Origin of the sequence: Pseudomonas sp. 3-2, from assembly GCF_019710535.1 — a bacterium.
GTDB lineage: Bacteria > Pseudomonadota > Gammaproteobacteria > Pseudomonadales > Pseudomonadaceae > Aquipseudomonas > Aquipseudomonas pharyngis.
The window spans coordinates 6,089,568-6,108,463 of the sequence record NZ_CP081200.1; the positions used below are offsets into that span (position 1 = coordinate 6,089,568).

15 protein-coding genes and 1 pseudogene are annotated in these 18,896 nt (G+C 60.1%); 4 read left to right on the top strand and 12 right to left on the bottom strand.

Features of this window, described 5'->3' with window-relative positions; all coding sequences use genetic code 11:
- Positions 1-59 precede the first annotated feature (59 nt).
- Both K3819_RS27735 and K3819_RS27740 read right to left on the bottom strand, forming a co-directional pair.
- Positions 60-314, bottom strand: a complete 255-nt coding sequence (locus K3819_RS27735) for a bacteriocin immunity protein (RefSeq protein WP_085612019.1) — start codon at positions 312-314, stop codon at positions 60-62.
- Positions 307-2,421: an S-type pyocin domain-containing protein gene (locus tag K3819_RS27740; RefSeq protein ID WP_260329013.1), complete on the bottom strand. Its 2,115-nt coding sequence runs from the start codon at positions 2,419-2,421 to the stop codon at positions 307-309. Before K3819_RS27740 ends, K3819_RS27735 begins: the two co-directional genes overlap by 8 nt.
- Before the next feature lie 470 nt (positions 2,422-2,891).
- Between K3819_RS27740 and K3819_RS27745 the strand changes: the two genes are divergently transcribed.
- Entirely contained in the window at positions 2,892-5,303 is a 2,412-nt protein-coding gene (locus K3819_RS27745) for a penicillin acylase family protein (protein ID WP_221398297.1), read from the top strand.
- A 7-nt stretch (positions 5,304-5,310) separates the two neighbouring features.
- Here the strand turns inward: K3819_RS27745 and K3819_RS27750 are convergent, their stop codons facing one another.
- Positions 5,311-6,276, bottom strand: a complete 966-nt coding sequence (locus K3819_RS27750; RefSeq protein ID WP_221398298.1) for a GlxA family transcriptional regulator — start codon at positions 6,274-6,276, stop codon at positions 5,311-5,313.
- Positions 6,277-6,466: 190 nt separating this feature from the next.
- On the opposite strand from K3819_RS27750, the gene K3819_RS27755 reads away from it, so the two are divergent.
- Positions 6,467-7,108 carry an HD domain-containing protein gene (locus tag K3819_RS27755; RefSeq protein WP_221398299.1) on the top strand — a complete coding sequence of 214 codons (642 nt, stop codon included), beginning with the start codon at positions 6,467-6,469 and terminating at the stop codon, positions 7,106-7,108.
- A 58-nt stretch (positions 7,109-7,166) separates the two neighbouring features.
- On the opposite strand, the gene K3819_RS27760 is transcribed toward K3819_RS27755, so the two are convergent.
- From K3819_RS27760 to K3819_RS29830, 8 genes and pseudogenes are all read right to left on the bottom strand, one after another.
- Positions 7,167-8,057, bottom strand: a complete 891-nt coding sequence (locus K3819_RS27760; RefSeq protein WP_007953503.1) for an ABC transporter permease subunit — start codon at positions 8,055-8,057, stop codon at positions 7,167-7,169.
- Positions 8,054-8,935: an ABC transporter permease subunit gene (locus K3819_RS27765; RefSeq protein ID WP_170844921.1), complete on the bottom strand. Its 882-nt coding sequence runs from the start codon at positions 8,933-8,935 to the stop codon at positions 8,054-8,056. Before K3819_RS27765 ends, K3819_RS27760 begins: the two co-directional genes overlap by 4 nt.
- Before the next feature lie 35 nt (positions 8,936-8,970).
- Positions 8,971-10,113, bottom strand: coding sequence for an ABC transporter ATP-binding protein (locus K3819_RS27770; protein ID WP_007953506.1), 1,143 nt, complete (start codon positions 10,111-10,113; stop codon positions 8,971-8,973).
- 73 nt (positions 10,114-10,186) lie between these two features.
- Positions 10,187-11,284: a polyamine ABC transporter substrate-binding protein gene (locus tag K3819_RS27775; RefSeq protein ID WP_041475453.1), complete on the bottom strand. Its 1,098-nt coding sequence runs from the start codon at positions 11,282-11,284 to the stop codon at positions 10,187-10,189.
- Between the two features lie 187 nt (positions 11,285-11,471).
- Positions 11,472-12,584: a polyamine ABC transporter substrate-binding protein gene (locus K3819_RS27780; protein WP_011336446.1), complete on the bottom strand. Its 1,113-nt coding sequence runs from the start codon at positions 12,582-12,584 to the stop codon at positions 11,472-11,474.
- A gap of 172 nt (positions 12,585-12,756) precedes the next feature.
- The gene (locus tag K3819_RS27785) at positions 12,757-14,121 is read right to left on the bottom strand and encodes an aspartate aminotransferase family protein (protein ID WP_011336447.1); all 1,365 of its coding nucleotides are present in this window, start codon (positions 14,119-14,121) and stop codon (positions 12,757-12,759) included.
- Positions 14,122-14,177: 56 nt separating this feature from the next.
- Entirely contained in the window at positions 14,178-15,536 is a 1,359-nt protein-coding gene (locus K3819_RS27790) for a glutamine synthetase family protein (protein WP_007953514.1), read from the bottom strand.
- 372 nt (positions 15,537-15,908) lie between these two features.
- Positions 15,909-15,987 (bottom strand): annotated as a pseudogene (locus K3819_RS29830) (gamma-glutamyl-gamma-aminobutyrate hydrolase family protein); the annotation flags it as partial.
- Between the two features lie 278 nt (positions 15,988-16,265).
- Between K3819_RS29830 and K3819_RS27800 the strand changes: the two are divergent.
- Together K3819_RS27800 and K3819_RS27805 are read left to right on the top strand one after the other, a co-directional pair.
- Complete coding sequence (locus K3819_RS27800) at positions 16,266-17,642, top strand: glutamine synthetase family protein (protein ID WP_039765386.1); 1,377 nt, start codon at positions 16,266-16,268, stop codon at positions 17,640-17,642.
- Positions 17,643-17,880: 238 nt separating this feature from the next.
- Positions 17,881-18,513: a TetR/AcrR family transcriptional regulator gene (locus K3819_RS27805; protein ID WP_039765384.1), complete on the top strand. Its 633-nt coding sequence runs from the start codon at positions 17,881-17,883 to the stop codon at positions 18,511-18,513.
- Positions 18,514-18,674: 161 nt separating this feature from the next.
- Here K3819_RS27805 and K3819_RS27810 read toward each other — a convergent pair whose 3' ends face one another.
- A complete protein-coding gene (locus K3819_RS27810; RefSeq protein ID WP_007953520.1) occupies positions 18,675-18,890 on the bottom strand; it encodes a molybdopterin-binding protein in 216 nt (71 codons plus the stop codon).
- Positions 18,891-18,896 lie beyond the last annotated feature (6 nt).

Genomic DNA, 18,896 nt, shown 5'->3' on the forward strand with positions numbered 1-18,896 from the left:
CCCTCAGAAATGGCACTCCTGACAAAATGATGCCAGGAGCACCGTACTAATTTAATAAATCAATTTTTAAACCCTGGCTTTCCATTGGCAGCCCGCCACTCTTTGACTTCTTTCACAATACCTTCCGGGCTATCCTCTCTATCGTTCCGTGGATAGTAGATCAAATCCGAACCATCTGGATGTTCAGTCAATCGCTCGAACTCAAAAATCAACTTAACATCTTCCTCTTCCGTTCTAGCCCCACTATCACAAATCTCAACCACGAAATCCAAAAACTCTTTTTCCGTATACTCAGAAATCAACTTATCACTCATACCGACTCTCCGCCTTATGAATTTCCTTATGACGCCGAGGAGTAACTATCCGAATGTTTTCAAGACCATAAACACTACCGCCTTTTGAGATTCTTATCTTGTGATGCAACTCAAATTTCACTGCTTCTCCTGCCCGCTCCACTTTTGAAACGTAGGGTGATTTTCCTTTCTCCATCGTAGAACGGCTCTGTTTTTGAAACTGAGCCGCCAACTCCGGATCCCCAGCCACCGCCTTCCAAAACGCCTCCCGAAACGCCCGAAAATTCCTGAACTCCCGCCCTCGCAACTGATCGGCAATCTGCGCCGGCACCGGCGCGCCTTCGCCCTGCGATGCACTCCCGAGCCAGTTGCCCGATACCGCCTGCCCCACACCTGACGCGACGCCCGGATCCTCCCGCCGATCCCGAAACATCGTGTAGTTCGGTGGCAGCCCGGAGTCCTGCGGGAACACCAGCACATAGTCATCGAATCCGGCTTCGAAAACGCCCGGGAACGAATCGAGGCGTCCCTCTACCGGGACCACCGTCGCCCCAGTATAGGCAGGCACATCCGGCTGCCCGGCCGGTGAGGTCGTCGAGTTGTTTCCCGGATTGACGATCGGGGTCCACGTCAGGGTGCGTGGTGGAACATCGGAGGTGGTCGCGGTGTAGACGTTGCGTTCGGTGTCGTAGGAGGCCGCCACCACCCTGACCGCTGACGGAATATTCCGCCCATCAGTCTTGACGACAAAAACCTCTGACTGCCCGTTCGCGTCGGTCTTTGAACTGACGCGGAAAGGCACGTCAACCGTACCGCCAGCCGCCGCGATGGCGTGCAGATCGGGTGCGAAATCTGGCGCGAGGTCCGACAGCGGCGTGCTGAAGGCGTAACGGTCCGGCAATTCGCCGTTGCCCAGTTTCGACGAGTAGACCAACGCTGAAACACCGACGACCGCGCCAGCCCCGACACTCGCAGCAAGACTGCCCAAGCCCGCGATGGCGCCGCGAACGGTAGCTTGCAGACTGGCCGCAGCGGCCTCGGCAACTGCCACGACTCCAGCTGACGTCATGAACAACGGCCCTGTCGCCGAAGCGGCACCTGGCGCGCGGAAGGTATGGGCGTTGCGAATGGCCTCTGCCGCTATGCGCGCTTGTTCCTCGGCAAGGCGCCTTGCCTCTGCTTCGGCGGCAATACGTGCCTGTTCCAGCAAATGCCGGGCTTCCTGCTCACGAGCAATGCGTATCTGCTCCTGCAGACGCTCCGCCTCTTGGGCGCGGGCGATCAGACCGGCAAATACGTCCGCCGCCGCTGCCATATGCCGGGCACTTTCCGAGTGCAGGAGTGACGCGTGATAGTCCTGCCAGCGCTTGCCCAGTTCGGTCGTGGCCTGCAAGTCCACCAGGTTCTTCAGCGCTTCGAGCTCAGGCTTGCTCAACGGGGCGTTGATCGCCGGATTGGCGATTGCATAAGGCCGGACGGCTGCCTGCTCGACAGCACGGATGTTGTCCGCTGCAATTTTATAATTTGTGAGTGTTTGAGAGAGACTGCATCCGGTTGAGCCCGCTGCAGCGGCGATTCTTTCAACCAGAAAAACCGGCAGGAAATGCAGGCGGATATTCGTTTCCAGATTCACCACGGATAGCCTTTCGGCAGAAAGAATCTGCTGGGCGTCCCTCGTGGTTGGCGTCGCGGCCTCAACCTGGCTTCTTCTTGCGGCCAGTTCCGGAAGTTGATTGGCGATAATGGCCATCACCCATGAAAGGCGCCGGAGCTCCATTGCCGAACGGTATGCCCTGTCAATCGCGGCGTAGGCGACGGACACATCCGGATTGGGCGATGCCAGACTGTCGCGTATCTTTTTGAAGGATAAATCCTTCATCAGGAAAAATGGATTATGTCCATACAACGAGTAAGCGGTCTCGGTATGAGCCCGATACTCCGACAACTTTGAATGAATAACCTGAATGGTTACTTCCTGATCGGCCTTGACCTTTTGCGCCGGAGAAAGTCCTGCACTGGCTGTTTGCCTGGCCTGTTCCACTTCATTATTTGAAGCCGCCAGAATATTGCTGAATACTCCAGCATACTCAAAATCAATATATGCCTGAGCATTCTGCTGCTCCTGCATCAAATCATTCCAGATAAAGGGAGTTAACGGATCAAGTTTCCCAGACCCTTGACCCGTCCCTCTATGCGGTGCTTCATTCAACCCCCAATTTCCCGAGAAAAACCCACCCTGCCCCAATCGAGACGGAGCCCTGTCCCGAACCGGTATGGGAGCCAGTTCATATCTGCCCGGCCCGGTCTGCCTGTGAGGTCCAAGATAATTTTCAATATCACTCATACGACTTCTCCATGTCAGTTATTCCATGTATTGAATTCGCTAACTTCGTTTTCGTCCCCTGCTTTTTCTCAAGGTCTTTTATAGGCCCGCCCTGTTAAACGCCGCAACAACAAACTTGTAGTGCACTTCCCGAAAACCTGAAGGAAACTTCCTATTCAAGAAATACTGTGTTATGAAATCCCGGTTGCGATCTTCAACTAGATCAGCACCATCAATGCCTTCATATAAATAGAACGACAGGGAGCAGATTTTTCATGAAAAAAGGCCTGACCGTACTTGCGTTGCTGATCGTCATTCCCGCCATCGGGGTCGGCGGCTACCTCTACAGCAAGCAACCGACGCGTCAGGGCCAGGTGGAGTTGGGCAACCTGCAAGGTTCGGTGACTGTGCGTTACGACGAGCGCGGTGTGCCGCACATCCGCGCTGAAAACGAAACCGACCTCTATCGCGCCCTCGGCTATGTCCACGCCCAGGATCGCCTGTTTCAGATGGAGGCCATGCGCCGTCTCGCCCGGGGCGAACTGGCCGAAGTGCTCGGGCCGAAACTGCTCGACACCGACAAGCTGTTCCGCAGCCTGCGCATCCGCGAACGTGCCGCCAGTTACGTGGCCAGCCTCGACAAGCAGTCACCGGCGTGGAAGGCCCTGCAAGCCTATCTGGACGGCATCAATCAATATCAGGACTCGCACGCCGCCCCCATCGAGTTCGACGTTCTGGGCATCCCCAAGCGGCCGTTCACCGCCGAGGACAGCATCAGCGTCGCCGGCTACATGGCCTACAGCTTTGCCGCAGCGTTTCGCACTGAACCGCTGCTGACCTACGTGCGCGATCAACTGGGCGCCGACTACCTCAACGTCTTCGACCTCGACTGGCAACCCAAGGGCGTGCTCGCCAAGGGCCACGCCGGCACCGTACCGGCCCTCGCCGCCGAAGACTGGAAAGACCTGAACACCCTCGCCCGCGTCAGCCAACAGGCGCTGATCGACAACGGCCTGCCGCAATTCGAAGGCAGCAACGCCTGGGTGATCGCCGGCAGTCACAGCAAGAGCGCCAAGCCTTTACTGGCGGGCGATCCGCACATCCGCTTCTCGGTGCCGTCGGTATGGTACGAAGCGCAGTTATCGGCGCCGGGGTTTGAACTGTACGGCCATCATCAGGCGCTGGTGCCGTTCGCGTTTCTCGGCCATAACCTGGATTTCGGCTGGAGCCTGACCATGTTCCAGAACGATGACCTCGATCTGATCGCCGAGAAGGTCAATCCGGACAACCCGGATCAGGTCTGGTATCGCGGCCAGTGGACCGACATGGTCAAGACCGAGCAGCAGATCGCGGTGAAAGGCCAGGCCCCGGCGACCATCACCCTGCGCCAGTCGCCCCACGGGCCGATCGTCAACGACGCCCTCGGCAGCGCCGCCGGAAAAACCCCGATTGCGATGTGGTGGGCGTTTCTCGAAACACCGAATCCGATCCTTGAAGGTTTCTACCAGCTCAACCGCGCCGACACTCTGGCCAAGGCCCGCGCCGCAGCGGCCAAGGTGCAGGCACCGGGACTGAACATCGTCTACGCCAACGCCAAGGGCGATATCGCCTGGTGGGCCTCGGCGCTGCTGCCCAAGCGTCCGGCCGGCGTGAAGCCTGGCTTCATTCTCGACGGCAGCAGCAATCAGGCGGACAAGGACGGTTACTTCCCGTTCAGCGCCAACCCACAGGAAGAGAACCCGGCGCGGGGCTATATCGTCTCGGCCAACTTCCAGCCGGTGTCACCGACCGGCATGGAGATTCCCGGTTACTACAACCTCGCCGACCGTGGCCAGCAGCTCAACCGCCAGCTCGCCGACAAGAACGTGAAGTGGGACAACGAGGCCAACCAGAAGCTGCAACTGGGCACTACCACCGGTTACGGCCCGCGTCTGCTGGCGCCGTTGCTGCCGGTGCTGCGCGAGGTGGCGGGCAATCCTGCCGAGCAGAAGCTGATCGAACAACTGGCCATATGGCAAGGCGACTACCCGCTGGATTCGGTCAGTGCGACGGTGTTCAACCAGTTCCTGTTCAACCTCGCCGACGCGGCAATGCGCGATGAGCTGGGCAATGATTTCTTCGAAACCCTGCTGTCGACCCGAGTGATCGATGCCGCCCTGCCCCGGCTGGCGGCGAATGCCGATTCGCCGTGGTGGGACAACCGCGGCACGCCAAACAAGGAGACCCGCGTCGACACCGTGCGCAGCGCGTGGCAGGCCAGCATGACGCACCTGAAATCGACCCTCGGCGACGACGCTTCCGGCTGGCAATGGGGCAAGGCCCATACGCTGACCCATGGTCATCCGCTGGGCCAGCAGAAGCCGCTGGACCGCATTTTCAACGTCGGCCCGTTCGCCGCACCGGGCTCCCATGAAGTGCCGAACAACCTCTCGGCGAAGATCGGCCCGGCGCCGTGGCCGGTGACCTACGGCCCGTCGACTCGGCGGCTGGTGGACTTCGCAGATCCCGCTCACAGCCTGACGATCAACCCGGTCGGCCAGAGTGGCGTGCCGTTCGACAGCCACTATGACGATCAGGCAGACGCGTATGTGGACGGGATGTATGTGCAGGCGCATTTCAGTGATGAAGAGGTGACGGCGAATACGCGCAGTACCTTGAAGCTGTTGCCGGCGCGAGCGGCGCAATAGGTGTCGCTCAAACCATCGCCGCAAAATTCAACCGAAACTGCTGCGGCGTCACCCCCAGCCGCCGGTTGAACACGCTGCGCATATGTTGCGCATCGCGAAACCCGCACTGATACGCCACCGTCTTCAGCGGCGCCGTGGTGCTTTCGAGCATCACCCGCGCCGCATCCACCCGCGCCCGTTCGACGAACTCCGCCGGGGTGACTTTCGCCTCCCTGGCAAACACCCGAGAGAAATTCCGCGCACTCATGTTCGCGGCATTCGCCAGGTCGGCGATGGTCAGGTCGCCGGTGAGATTGGCCAGCACATACAGCTGCACCATCGCCACCGCCGACGTCGGCTCGGCATGGGGCGTGAGGAACGGACTGAATTGCGACTGCCCGCCGGAGCGCTGGGTGAACACCACCAGCCGCTTGGCCACGCTCAGCGCCACCTCGGCCCCGTGATCACGCGCCAGCAGGTACAGCGACAGATCGATCCCCGCCGTCACCCCCGCCGAGGTGTAGAGCTGACCGTCCTCGACGTACAACCGATCAGCCTCGACCCGGCTCGACGGGCACAACTGCGCCAGTGCCTCGGCGTCATTCCAGTGAGTGGTGACCGTGCGCCCGTCCAGCAATCCTGCACGGGCGAGCATGAACGCGCCGTTGCAGATCGAGCCAAAACGCCGCGCCCGCCCACAGGCCTCGCGCAGCCAGGCATCGAACGTCTCGCCGAAATCCAGGAACGGCAACTGCGGCCCGCCTGCCACCAGCAGTAGGTCGTAAGCGTCCTGCACGTCGCTGAAGTGCCGATTCGCACTCAGGGTCAGCCCGTTGGAACACGCCATCGGCCCGCGCTCGACGCCGATCACGTCGAGCCGGTAGTGATCCTCCGGCGCCAGGAAGCGGTTGGCCTCGGCGAACACATCCATCGGCCCGCTGACGTCCAGCGCCTGCACGCCGGGAAACACCACGATGGCGACGGTTCTGTTCATGGCAATCTCGACTCCCGGGGAATGGCGGATCAGCGCCAACCCTAGCCAATCCTCGCCGCAGAAGCGAGCTGGCACGATTTGCAGGTGCAATGGCAAGGATCGCAGCCATGGATCGATTGTCCGGTCTGCCCCCCGGGAACAGACTTTCTCCATCAGCGCCGTGACGGCGTTTTCGACGAGGAAGCTCAACATGACCACGACCATTGCCGGTATCCGGATCCCCGACAGCACCCTCGCCCGGGCCACCACCGAATACATTCGCGACATCGAATCCGATCTGCTTTACCACCACTCGCGCCGGGTGTTTCTGTTCGGTGCCTTGAGCGGCGAACGCAAGCAACTGGCCTACGATCCGGAGTTGCTGTACGTCGGCGCGATGTTCCACGACCTGGGCCTGGTCGAAGGGCACCGCAGCGACGACGAGCGCTTCGAAGTCGATGGTGCCAACGCAGCCGCAGCGTTTCTCAAACCGTACGGGTTGAGCGATGACGACATCGAGCAGGTGTGGCTGTCGATCGCCCTGCACACCACGCCGGGAGTGCCGAAGCATCTGCGTCCGACCGTGGCGCTGGTGACGGCGGGCGTCGAGATGGACGTGCTGGGCATGGACTACGCGGCGTTCACCACGGTGCAGCGCGAAGCAGTGGTGCATGCGCATCCACGGGGCGAAGGCTTCAAGGAGTGCATCATCTGCGCGTTCGCCGATGGCTTGCGTCATCGTCCGCAGACCACGTTCGGCAATGTGAAGACCGATGTGCTGAAGGATCAGGTGCCGGGGTTCAAGCCGATGAACTTCGTCGAGGTGATTCGCCAGTCGCCCTGGGTTTCCTGACCGGCATAAAAAAACCTCGCGACCGTTTCCGGTCGCGAGGTTTTTTGTGTCCGCAGACTTAAGCCGCTTCCGGCGTCGGCGCCCGGCGCACGTCCGGTTGCTTCCACGAATCCGCAGCACCTTCTTCGATGGCCTGCTGAATCGCTTTCTTGCGGGCTTCTTCGGCACGGCGGCTGAAGAACCAGACCAGGAAGGTCACCAGCGACACCGCCAGCAGAATCAGGCTGGCCACGGCGTTGATCTCGGGCTTCACGCCCAGGCGCACCGCCGAGAACACTTCCATCGGCAGGGTCGTCGAACCCGGGCCGGAGACGAAGCTCGCCAATACCAGGTCATCCAGCGACAGGGCGAACGACATCATGCCGCCCGCCGCCAGCGACGGCGCGATCATCGGGATGGTGATCAGGAAGAACACCTTCCACGGCCGCGCACCCAGATCCATCGCCGCTTCTTCGATCGACAGATCCAGCTCACGTAGACGGGCCGACACCACCACCGCCACATACGCCGCACAGAATGTGGTGTGAGCGATCCAGATGGTGACGATGCCGCGCTCCTGCGGCCAGCCGATCATCTGCGCCATGGCCACGAACAGCAGCAACAGCGACAGACCGGTAATCACCTCAGGCATGACCAGCGGCGCAGTGACCAGGCCGCCGAACAGCGTGCGGCCCTTGAAGCGGGTGATGCGGGTCAACACGAAGGCTGCCAGCGTCCCCAGCGCCACGGCGGCAATCGCGGTGTAGCAGGCGATTTCCAGCGAGCGCACCACCGAGCCCATCAGTTGCGAGTTGTCGAGCAGGCCGACGTACCACTTCACCGACCAGCCGCCCCACACCGTTACCAGTTTCGAGGCGTTGAACGAGTAGATCACCAGGATCAGCATCGGCAGGTAGATGAACAACAGGCCGAGCACCAGCATCAGGCTGGAGAAACGGAAGCGCTTCATTCTTTACCCTCCATTTCCTTGGCCTGACTGCGGTTGAACAGGATGATCGGCACGATCAGGATCGCCAGCATCACCACCGCCAGGGCGGACGCCACCGGCCAGTCACGGTTGTTGAAGAACTCTTGCCAGAGCACTTTACCGATCATCAGGGTTTCCGGACCGCCCAGCAGTTCCGGGATCACGAACTCGCCCACCACCGGGATGAACACCAGCATGCAGCCGGCGATGATGCCGTTCTTGGACAGCGGTACGGTGATTTTCCAGAAGCTGTTGAAGGTACTAGAACCCAGGTCGGAAGCGGCCTCTAGCAGGCTGGTGTCGTGCTTCACCAGGTTGGCGTACAGCGGCAGGATCATGAACGGCAGATACGAGTAGACGACGCCGATGTACACCGCCAGGTTGGTGTTGAGGATCTGCAGCGGCTCGTCGATCAAACCCATGCTCATCAGGAAGCCGTTGAGCAGGCCGTTGTTGCTGAGGATGCCCATCCACGCATAGACGCGGATCAGGATCGCGGTCCAGGTCGGCATCATGATCAGCAGCACCAGCACCGTTTGCAGCTCTTTGCGGGCGCTGGCGATGGCGTAGGCCATGGGGTAGCCGATCAACAGGCACAACAACGTGCTGAAAAACGCCATCTTCAGCGAGCCGAGGTAGGCGGCGATGTACAGCTCGTCATCGCCGAGCATCGCGTAGTTGCCCAGGTTCAGCAGCAGTTGCAGCTTCTGCTCGGCGTAGGTGTAGATCTCGGTGTACGGCGGGATGGCCACGTCCGCTTCGGCGAAGCTGATCTTCAGGACGATGAAGAACGGCAGCATGAAGAACAGGAACAGCCAGATGAACGGGACCCCGATGACCAGTTGGCGGCCACCGGGAATTATTCGATTGAGCCGGCGTTTGAATTTGCGCATGTTCATGAGCGAAGTACCACGCCGCTGTCGTCTTCCCACCACACGTAGACCTGATCGCCCCAGGTCGGACGTGCGCCACGGCGCTCGGCGTTGGCCACGAACGACTGCACCAGCTTGCCGCTCGGCAATTCGACGTAGAACACCGAGTGACCGCCGAGGTAGGCGATGTCATGCACCTTGCCGCTTGACCAGTTGTACTCGCAGGTCGGCTGATCGGCGGTGACCAGCAGTTTTTCCGGACGGATCGCGTAGGTCACGGACTTGTCCTGCACCGAGGTGCTGATGCCGTGGCCGACGTAGATCTGCCGGTCGAGGTCCTTGCAGGTGATGGTCGCGTGGCCTTCGGCGTCGTCGATCACTTCGCCTTCGAAGATGTTCACGTTGCCGATGAATTCGCAGACCAGACGGCTGGTCGGGGTTTCGTAGATGTCGATCGGGCTGCCGATCTGGGCGATCCAGCCCAGGTGCATGATCGCGATGCGCTCGGCCATGGTCATGGCCTCTTCCTGGTCGTGGGTCACCATCACGCAGGTCACGCCGACGCGCTCGATGATCTCCACCAGCTCCAGCTGCATCTGCGAACGCAGTTTTTTATCCAGTGCGCCCATCGGCTCGTCGAGCAGCAGCAGCTTCGGCCGCTTGGCCAGCGAACGGGCCAGCGCCACACGCTGCCGCTGGCCGCCGGACAGCTGGTGCGGCTTGCGCTTGGCGTACTGGCTCATCTGCACCAGCTTGAGCATCTCGGCCACGCGGGCGTCGATCTCGGCCTTGGGAATCTTGTCCTGTTGCAGGCCGAAGGCGATGTTCTGCGCCACGGTCATGTGCGGGAACAGGGCGTAGGACTGGAACATCATGTTGATCGGTCGCTCGTACGGCGGCATGTCGGTGATGTCGACGCCGTCGAGGAAAATGCGCCCCTCCGTGGGCCGTTCGAACCCTGCCAGCATCCGCAGCAGAGTGGATTTGCCCGATCCCGAACCGCCGAGCAGGGCAAAGATTTCGCCCTTCTTGATTTCCAGGGACACATCGTCCACGGCAACCGTCTCGTCGAACTTCTTCGTGACCCGGTCGATTTTGACCAGCACCTGTTTCGGTGTCTGGTCGCCCTCGAGGGCTTTCTTATAGGCGCCGGAGGCAACTGCCATTTACGAAACTCCCAGAAAAAAAGAGTGCAGTCCGCCCACGCAAGACGAACCCAGGATAGTTGGTACGTTGACGCTATTTACCCGACTTGACCTTGGTCCAGCTGCGGGTCATCAAACGCTGAATGTTCGGTGGCAGCTCGATCGACACGTAGGTCTTGTCGAGCACCGCCTGCGGTGGATAAACCGACTCATCGGTGCGGATGGACTGCTCCATCAGCTTGTCCGAACCCGGGTTGGGGTTGGCGTAACCGACGTAATCACTGACCTGGGCGATCACCTCAGGTTTCAGCAAATAGTTGATGAAGGCGTGGGCCTCTTTGACGTTGGCCGAATCCTTCGGAATCGCCAGCATGTCGAACCACAGCGCGCCGCCCTCTTTCGGGATCGAGTAGGCGATGTTCACGCCTTTCTTGGCTTCTTCGGCACGATTCTTCGCCTGGAAGATGTCGCCGGAGAAACCGATGGCCACGCAGATGTCGCCGTTGGCCAGGTCACCGATGTATTTCGAGGAATGGAAGTAGGTCACGTAAGGACGCACCGCCAGCAACTTGGCCGTGGCCTTCTCGTAATCCTTGGGATTGGTGCTGTTGGCGTTCAGGCCCATGTAGTTGAGCACGGTCGGCATCATTTCATCGGCCGAATCGAGGAACGCCACGCCGCAGCTGTGCAGCTTCTTGATGTTCTCCGGCTCGAACAGCACGCTCCAGGAGTCGATCTTGTCGACGCCGAGCACGGCTTTCACTTTGTCGACGTTGTAGCCGATGCCATTGGTGCCCCACAGGTACGGCACGGCGTACAGGTTGCCCGGATCGTTCTGTTCCAGGCGCTTGAGCAGCACCGGATCAAGGTTGGAATAGTTCGGCAGCTGCGCCTTGTCGAGCTTCTGGAAAGCGCCCGCCTTGATCTGCTTGCCGAGGAAGTGGTTCGACGGCACGACCACGTCGTAACCGGTACGCCCGGCGAGCAGTTTGCCTTCCAGGGTTTCGTTGGAGTCGAACACGTCGTAGACCGGTTTGATCCCGGTTTCTTTCTGGAAATCGGCCAGGGTGGTCTCGCCGATGTAATCCGACCAGTTATAAATATGCACAGTACCGGCGGCTTGGGCACCGACAGCGAACGTCAGGCCGGCAGCGGCCAGCAGGGCATTGCGCAAAGAAGAAAAAATAGGCAAGTGGAGGTCCTCTGATTTAGTTGGGCCCAAGTTGCCCCGTGCTGCATGACAGTCACGGTTGCCCGGCAACAAAACCGGCGCGCAACTTACCTTCGAAAAACCGTTCCAGCAAAACTTTCTGTCATTTAATTGCACCGCTGACCGCCCGGGTGAAGGCGGCGGCCAGCGATAGCTACTTCAAACCGGCTTATTTACCCGATTTGATCTTGGTCCAGCTGCGAGTGATCAGGCGCAGGGTCGCTGCGTCCAGATCGCTGATCGCATAGAGCTGCTTCTTCACTTCAGCCGAAGGGTAAATGCTCGGATCGCTGGTGATTTCCTTGTCCACCAGGGCGGTGGCCGCCTTGTTGCCGTTCGGGAAACGCACGGCGTTGGTGATTTCGGCCATCACTTTCGGCTCGAGCAGGTAGTTCATGAACTTGTAGGCGGCTTCGACGTTTTCGGCATCCTTTGGAATGGCGACCATGTCGTAGAAAGTACCGGCACCTTCTTTTGGAATGGTGTAGGCCAGTTTGACCTTGTCACCGGCTTCCTTGGCGCGGGTCTTGGATTGTTCCAGGTCACCCGAGTAGCCGACCGCTACACAGATGTTGCCGTTGGCCAGGTCCGAGATGTACTTCGAGGAATGGAAGTAAGCCACCGAAGGACGGATCTTGAGGAACAGGTCTTCGGCGGCTTTCAGGTCAGCCTTGTCCTTGCTGTTGGTCGGCTTGCCCAGATAGTGCAGAGCCGCCGGAATCATTTCGGTCGGCGCGTCGAGGAAGCTCACGCCGCAGCTTTTCAGCTTCTCGATGTTTTCAGGCTTGAACACGATGTCCCAGGAATCGATCTTGTCGATGCCCAGCGCGGCCTTGACCTTGGCCGGGTTGTAGCCGATGCCGATCGAACCCCACATGTACGGGAACGCGTGCTTGTTGCCCGGGTCGCTGGCGTCGCCAACGGCCTTGAGCAGGTCTTCGTCGAGGTTCTTCCAGTTCGTCAGCTTGGACTTGTCCAGTTCCTGATAAACACCGGCCTTGATCTGCTTGGCCAGGAAGTTGTTGGAAGGCACCACGATGTCGTAACCGGATTTGCCGGCCAGCAGCTTGGCTTCCAGGGTTTCGTTGCTGTCGAAAACGTCATAGACGACCTTGATGCCCGTCTCTTTTTCGAAATTGGCAACCGTGTCCGGCGCGATGTAGTCGGACCAGTTGTAAACGTGCAACACCTTGTCGTCCGCCTGAACCGCACCCGCCATCACGCCCATCAGGGACATGGCGAGCAGAGTCTTGCCAGCGAGCTTTTTGCCTAATGCCTTCATGCGTTAATGCTCCAAATTTTTCTTTTTTGAACCACTTTGTTCAGCGGCCGAACCCGGACAACTGGAACCGCGGCTAGTCTGGCAAGATCCGAGGCGGTCTTTCAAGAAAAGACCAGCCTTTCTGACAGCTCCGAGCGACAGCGCAACAGCTCCATCGCTCAGAGCCTAGCACTTAGCCCTGCAACGCACTCAGGGTCAGGTCCAGGCACTTGCGTGCCTTTGTCACCAGCTCGTCGATCTCCGCCTTGCTGATCACCAGCGGCGGCGCGATGATCATGGTGTCGCCCACGGCACGCATGATCAGCCCGTTGTCGAAGCAGAACTGGCGGCAGATCATGCCCACACCCTTGCCTTCGTAACGCTTGCGAGTGGCCTTGTCCTGCACCAGCTCGATGGCCCCCAGCAGACCGACTCCGCGCACTTCACCCACCAACGGGTGATCGTTCAGTTCGCGCAGACGTTTCTGCAAATACGGTGCCGTTTCTTCATGGGCGCGTTCGATGATTTTCTCTTCGCGCAGAATCCGGATGTTTTCCAGACCCACCGCCGCCGCCACCGGGTGACCGGAGTAGGTGAAGCCGTGGTTGAAATCGCCACCCTCGTTGAGCACCGCCACCACTTCGTCACGCACGATCAGGCCACCCATCGGGATGTAGCCGGACGTCAGGCCTTTGGCGATGGTCATCATGTGTGGCTTGAGGTCGTAGAAATCGCTGCCGAACCATTGGCCGGTACGGCCGAAACCGCAGATCACTTCGTCGGCCACGAACAGGATGTCGTACTTGGCGAGGATTTCCTTGATGCGCGGCCAGTAGGTGTCGGGCGGAATGATCACGCCGCCGGCGCCCTGGATCGGCTCGGCAATAAAGGCACCGACGTTGTCCACGCCGACTTCCAGAATCTTCTCTTCCAGCTGATTGGCCGCCCAGATCCCGAACTCTTCCGGGGTCATGTCGCCGCCTTCGGCGAACCAGTACGGCTGAGCAATGTGGACGATGCCCGGAATCGGCAAATCGCCCTGCTCGTGCATATACGTCATGCCGCCCAGGCTCGCGCCGGCCACGGTGGAACCGTGATAGCCGTTCTTGCGGCTGATGATGACTTTCTTGTTCGGCTGGCCCTTGATCGCCCAATAGTGGCGAACCATGCGCAGCATGGTGTCGTTGCCTTCGGAGCCGGAGCCGGTGAAGAACACGTGGTTCATGCCTTCTGGCGCCACGTCGGCGATGGCCTTGGCCAGTTCCAGCGCCGGCGGGTGGGCGGTCTGGAAGAACAGGTTGTAATAAGGCAGCTCGCGCATCTGCTTGGCGGCGGCGTCGGCCAGTTCATCGCGACCGTAGCCGATCGCCACGCACCAAAGGCCGGCCATGCCGTCGAGAATCTTGTTGCCTTCGCTGTCCCAGAGGTACACGCCCTTGGCATTGGTGATGATCCGCGGGCCTTTCTCTTTCAGCTGCTTGAAGTCGCTGAACGGGGCCAGGTGGTGATCGCTGCTGAGGGCTTGCCACTCACGGGTTTGCGGGTTGTTGCTGGTCATGCCAATTCTCCTTGTTATCGGTGAAGGCGCGGCGTTCGACCGCCGCGCCGGGCGCATCAGACGGCGAACAGCAGGTATTCCCGCTCCCACGAACTGATCACGCGCTTGAAATTTTCATGCTCGGCTCGCTTGACCGCGACGTAGCCGGTGATGAAGGTCTTGCCCAGGTATTTCTCGATGGTCGCGCTGTTTTCCATACGCTCCAGGGCGTCTTCGATGGTCAGCGGCAGGCGCAGGTTGCGGCGCTCGTAACCACGGCCCACCACTGGCGCGCTCGGGTTGATGCCTTCGACCATGCCGATGTAGCCGCAGAGCAGGCTCGCGGCAATCGCCAGGTACGGGTTGGCGTCGGCGCCCGGCAGGCGGTTTTCCACCCGACGGTTCTGCGGGCCGGCATCCGGGACACGCAGGCCCACGGTGCGGTTTTCTTCGCCCCACTCCACGTTCACCGGCGCCGAGGTGTCCGGCAGGAAGCGGCGGAACGAGTTGACGTTCGGGGCGAACAGCGGCAGCAATTCCGGGATCAGTTTCTGCAGGCCACCGATGTGGTGCAGGAACAGTTGGCTCATGGTTCCGTCTTCATTCGAAAACACGTTCTTGCCGGTCTCGATGTCGATGATGCTCTGGTGCAGGTGCATCGCACTGCCCGGCTCGCCGGTCATCGGCTTGGCCATGAAAGTCGCGGCCACGTTGTGCTTGAGGGCGGCCTCACGCATGGTGCGCTTGAACACCAGAATCTGGTCGGCCAGCGACAGGGCATCGCCGTGACGGAAGTTGATTTCCATCTGCGCCGTGCCGTCCTCGTGGATCAGCGTGTCGAGGTCCAGCTCCTGCAATTCGCACCAGTCGTAGACGTCTTCGAACAGCGGATCGAATTCGTTCGCCGCTTCGATGGAAAACGACTGACGACCGATCTCCGGGCGCCCGGAGCGGCCGACTGGCGGCTGCAACGGATAGTCGGGGTCGTCGCTGCGCTTGGTCAGGTAGAACTCCATTTCCGGCGCCACGATCGGCTGCCAGCCCTTGTCGGCGTAGAGTTTCAGGACTTTCTTGAGGACGTTGCGCGGCGACAGCTCGATCGGGTTGCCTTGCTTGTCGTAGGTGTCGTGGATCACCTGGGCGGTCGGCTCGATGGCCCATGGCACCAGGTACACGGCGTTCTGGTCGGGACGGCAGATCATGTCGATGTCGGCCGGGTCGAGCAGTTCGTAATAGATGTCGTCTTCGACGTAGTCGCCGGTCACGGTCTGCAACAGAACGCTCTCTGGCAGGCGCATGCCTTTTTCGGCGATGAACTTGTTGGTCGGCGAGATCTTGCCCCGGGTAATGCCGGTCAAGTCGCCGATCATGCATTCGACTTCTGTGATCTTGTGGTCTTTCAACCAATCGGTGAGCTGGTCGAGGTTGTTACTCATAAATGCCTCTGGGCTGAGTCTCCTGACAGATGTCAGGCAATGTTTGACGCACCAGGCGTCGCGTTAAAGGGCCTTGCTTGCGCGCAGTGCCGGCTTACGCCCGGCACCGCGCATAGACAATGAAGGAGGAGCTTACCTGCCCTTTACGCTGGCGTTGCATTTCCTGTGCACATCCCGGGCGTGCAGAATCACGGGCACGACGACGGACGCGGTGCAGGCCGGGAGAGGGAAAGAGATCTATATTGAAAGGAGAACCGCTAAAGAGGATGCCCTCGCACACGTCCAGAATATCGGACGCTGCCGCTCGATCTGCCATGGATCTGGAGATCGCTGACACGTTGCAGGCCTTGCTGGCCGCGCTGTGGACGGACGTGTCGCCACTGATGTGATAAGCATGCAGACCGGACTGCAAAGAGCAGTCGGTGACGCCGATTAACGGCAGGCGAGACATGAAGCACCCCGGTATTATTGCTGTTATGGGTTTGATCGGAGCTTAGCCTTGTTCATTTTTTTACACAACACCCCCGTAAAAAATACAACACGGCCTGCTCAAGCCTGCGGGTGGCGCGTCCTTCACGGATAAAAAAATGCCCCAAAGTGCCCCATAAACGCCCTCGCGGCGCTTTTTCAGGGCACAAAAGGCCTCGCTTGACTTCGGCAGGCCGTTCGGGTTGACTGAAACCAGAAAAGATCAATGATTGATATTTTTAACAACAAAGGTGTTGCATCATGTCGGTACCCCCGCGTGCCGTTCAGCTTAACGAAGCGAACGCGTTCCTTAAGGAACATCCTGAGGTTCTGTACGTTGACCTTCTGATTGCGGATATGAATGGTGTGGTGCGCGGCAAGCGCATCGAACGCACCAGCCTCCACAAGGTTTACGAGAAAGGCATCAACCTGCCGGCCTCTCTATTTGCTCTGGATATCAATGGCTCCACGGTGGAAAGCACCGGCCTGGGCCTGGACATCGGCGACGCCGACCGTATCTGCTATCCAATCCCCGATACCCTGTGCAACGAGCCATGGCAGAAGCGCCCGACCGCGCAACTGTTGATGACCATGCACGAACTCGAAGGTGACCCTTTCTTCGCCGACCCGCGCGAAGTGCTCCGTCAAGTTGTCGCAAAGTTTGACGAGCTCGGCCTGACCATCTGCGCCGCGTTCGAACTCGAGTTCTACCTGATCGACCAGGAAAACGTGAACGGCCGCCCTCAGCCGCCACGCTCGCCGATCTCCGGCAAACGCCCGCATTCGACCCAGGTCTACCTGATCGACGACCTCGACGAATACGTCGACTGCCTCCAGGACATTCTGGAAGGCGCCAAAGAGCAAGGCATCCCGGCCGACGCCATCGTCAAGGAAAGTGCCCCGGCGCAGTTCGAAGTGAACCTGCACCACGTCGCCGACCCGATCAAGGCATGCGACTACGCCGTCCTGCTCAAGCGTCTGATCAAGAACATCGCCTACGACCATGAAATGGACACCACCTTCATGGCCAAGCCGTATCCGGGCCAGGCAGGCAACGGTCTGCACGTCCACATTTCGGTTCTCGACAAAGAAGGCAAAAACATTTTTGCCAGCGAGGATCCCGAGCAGAACGCCGCGCTGCGTCACGCGATCGGCGGTGTGCTCGAGACCCTGCCCGCGCAGATGGCTTTCCTCTGCCCGAACGTCAACTCCTACCGTCGTTTCGGCGCACAGTTCTACGTGCCGAACTCGCCGAGCTGGGGCCTGGACAACCGCACCGTGGCCCTGCGCGTACCGACCGGCTCCGCCGACGCGGTCCGTCTGGAACACCGCGTGGCCGGCGCTGACGCCAACCCTTACCTGCTGATGGCTTCGGTGCTGGCGGGCGTACATCACGGCCTGACCAACAAGATCGAGCCGCCGCCTCCCACCGAAGGCAACAGCTACGAGCAGAACGAGCAGAGCCTGCCGAACAACTTGCGCGATGCCCTGCGCGAGCTGGACGACAGCGAGGTGATGGCCAAGTACATCGATCCGAAATACATCGATATCTTCGTCGCCTGTAAAGAGAGCGAGCTGGAGGAGTTCGAACACTCCATCTCCGACCTCGAGTACAACTGGTACCTGCATACCGTTTAAGCGGATTGCAGCGCCAAAAAGAACGCCGTCGGCTATCGCAGCCAGCGGCGTTTTTTTTATGGCCGCCTGCGGCGGTTCGCGAGCAAGCCCGCTCCCACAATGAATCTCCATCTCCTGCGAACAGAAAATTTCATCTCACAGGAGATACCCCGTGGGAGGGGGCCTGCTCCCGAAAGCGGCCGACAAGACAACACAAGAGCCGGCTCGTACAATGCCCGCTGCCCCGCAGGAGACTTTCATGACGCGTCCCGCCCCCGTCCGCAAACCCCGTGCCCGCAGTCAGGCGCGGATCGATTCGATACTCGACGCCGCGCGCACGCTGCTGGCCGCCGAGGGCGTGGCGAGCCTGTCGATCTACAGCGTGGCCGAGCGCGCACAGATTCCGCCCTCCTCGGTCTACCACTTCTTCGCCAGCGTCCCGGCACTGCTCGAAGCGCTGACCGCCGATGTGCACGCGGCCTTCCGTGCCTGCCTGCAAGCACCGATCGATCACGATGCCCTGCGCGACTGGCGCGACCTGTCGCGGCTGGTCGAAGAGCGGATGCTGGAGATCTATGGCGAGGATGCCGCCGCCCGCCAACTGATCCTCGCGCAGCACGGCCTCACCGAAGTCACCCAGGCCGACCGCCAGCACGACCTCGAACTCGGCGACCTGATGCACAAGCTGTTCGATCATCACTTCGAACTGCCGCGACTACCGGATGACGTCGATGTGTTCGCACTGGCCATGGAACTGGGCGACCGCGTCTACGCCCGCTCGGTGCAGCAGCACGGACAGATCACCCCGCGCATGGCCGAGGAAGGCATGCGGGTGTTCGATGCCTATATCGGGCTGTATCTTCCGCCCTATCTGCCCAAGAGAATTCTCTAGCGTCCTGATCGGCCTCTTCGCGAGCAAGCCCGCTCCCACATTTGGAATACCATCCCCTGTGGGAGCGGGCTTGCTCGCGAAGGCCGCACCGCCGATTTCCAGTCAGACACAATAAACCCCGAAGGGCTCACACCCTTCGGGGTTGTTTTTTACTCACAGGCTTACAACTTGGCGATGGACACCTCGGTGGATTTCACGAAGGCGATCACTTCGCTGCCGACCTCCAGTTCCAGCTCCTTGACCGAACGGGTGGTGATCACCGAAGTGACGATGCCGGAAGCGGTCTGCACGTCGATTTCCGACAGCACGTCGCCGAGAACGATCTCCTTGATCGCGCCTTTGAACTGGTTGCGTACGTTGATGGCTTTGATAGTCATGGCATT

Coding starts and splice junctions, on each gene's coding strand:
- K3819_RS27805 (WP_039765384.1), top strand. CDS start 17,881: ATGACGCGTCCCGCCCCCGTCCGCAAACCCCGTGCCCGCAGTCAGGCG.
- K3819_RS27810 (WP_007953520.1), bottom strand. CDS start 18,890: ATGACTATCAAAGCCATCAACGTACGCAACCAGTTCAAAGGCGCGATC.
- K3819_RS27750 (WP_221398298.1), bottom strand. CDS start 6,276: ATGAACAGAACCGTCGCCATCGTGGTGTTTCCCGGCGTGCAGGCGCTG.
- K3819_RS27770 (WP_007953506.1), bottom strand. CDS start 10,113: ATGGCAGTTGCCTCCGGCGCCTATAAGAAAGCCCTCGAGGGCGACCAG.
- K3819_RS27785 (WP_011336447.1), bottom strand. CDS start 14,121: ATGACCAGCAACAACCCGCAAACCCGTGAGTGGCAAGCCCTCAGCAGC.
- K3819_RS27760 (WP_007953503.1), bottom strand. CDS start 8,057: ATGAAGCGCTTCCGTTTCTCCAGCCTGATGCTGGTGCTCGGCCTGTTG.
- K3819_RS27755 (WP_221398299.1), top strand. CDS start 6,467: ATGACCACGACCATTGCCGGTATCCGGATCCCCGACAGCACCCTCGCC.
- K3819_RS27745 (WP_221398297.1), top strand. CDS start 2,892: ATGAAAAAAGGCCTGACCGTACTTGCGTTGCTGATCGTCATTCCCGCC.
- K3819_RS27735 (WP_085612019.1), bottom strand. CDS start 314: ATGAGTGATAAGTTGATTTCTGAGTATACGGAAAAAGAGTTTTTGGAT.
- K3819_RS27790 (WP_007953514.1), bottom strand. CDS start 15,536: ATGAGTAACAACCTCGACCAGCTCACCGATTGGTTGAAAGACCACAAG.
- K3819_RS27800 (WP_039765386.1), top strand. CDS start 16,266: ATGTCGGTACCCCCGCGTGCCGTTCAGCTTAACGAAGCGAACGCGTTC.
- K3819_RS27780 (WP_011336446.1), bottom strand. CDS start 12,584: ATGAAGGCATTAGGCAAAAAGCTCGCTGGCAAGACTCTGCTCGCCATG.
- K3819_RS27740 (WP_260329013.1), bottom strand. CDS start 2,421: ATGCAGGAGCAGCAGAATGCTCAGGCATATATTGATTTTGAGTATGCT.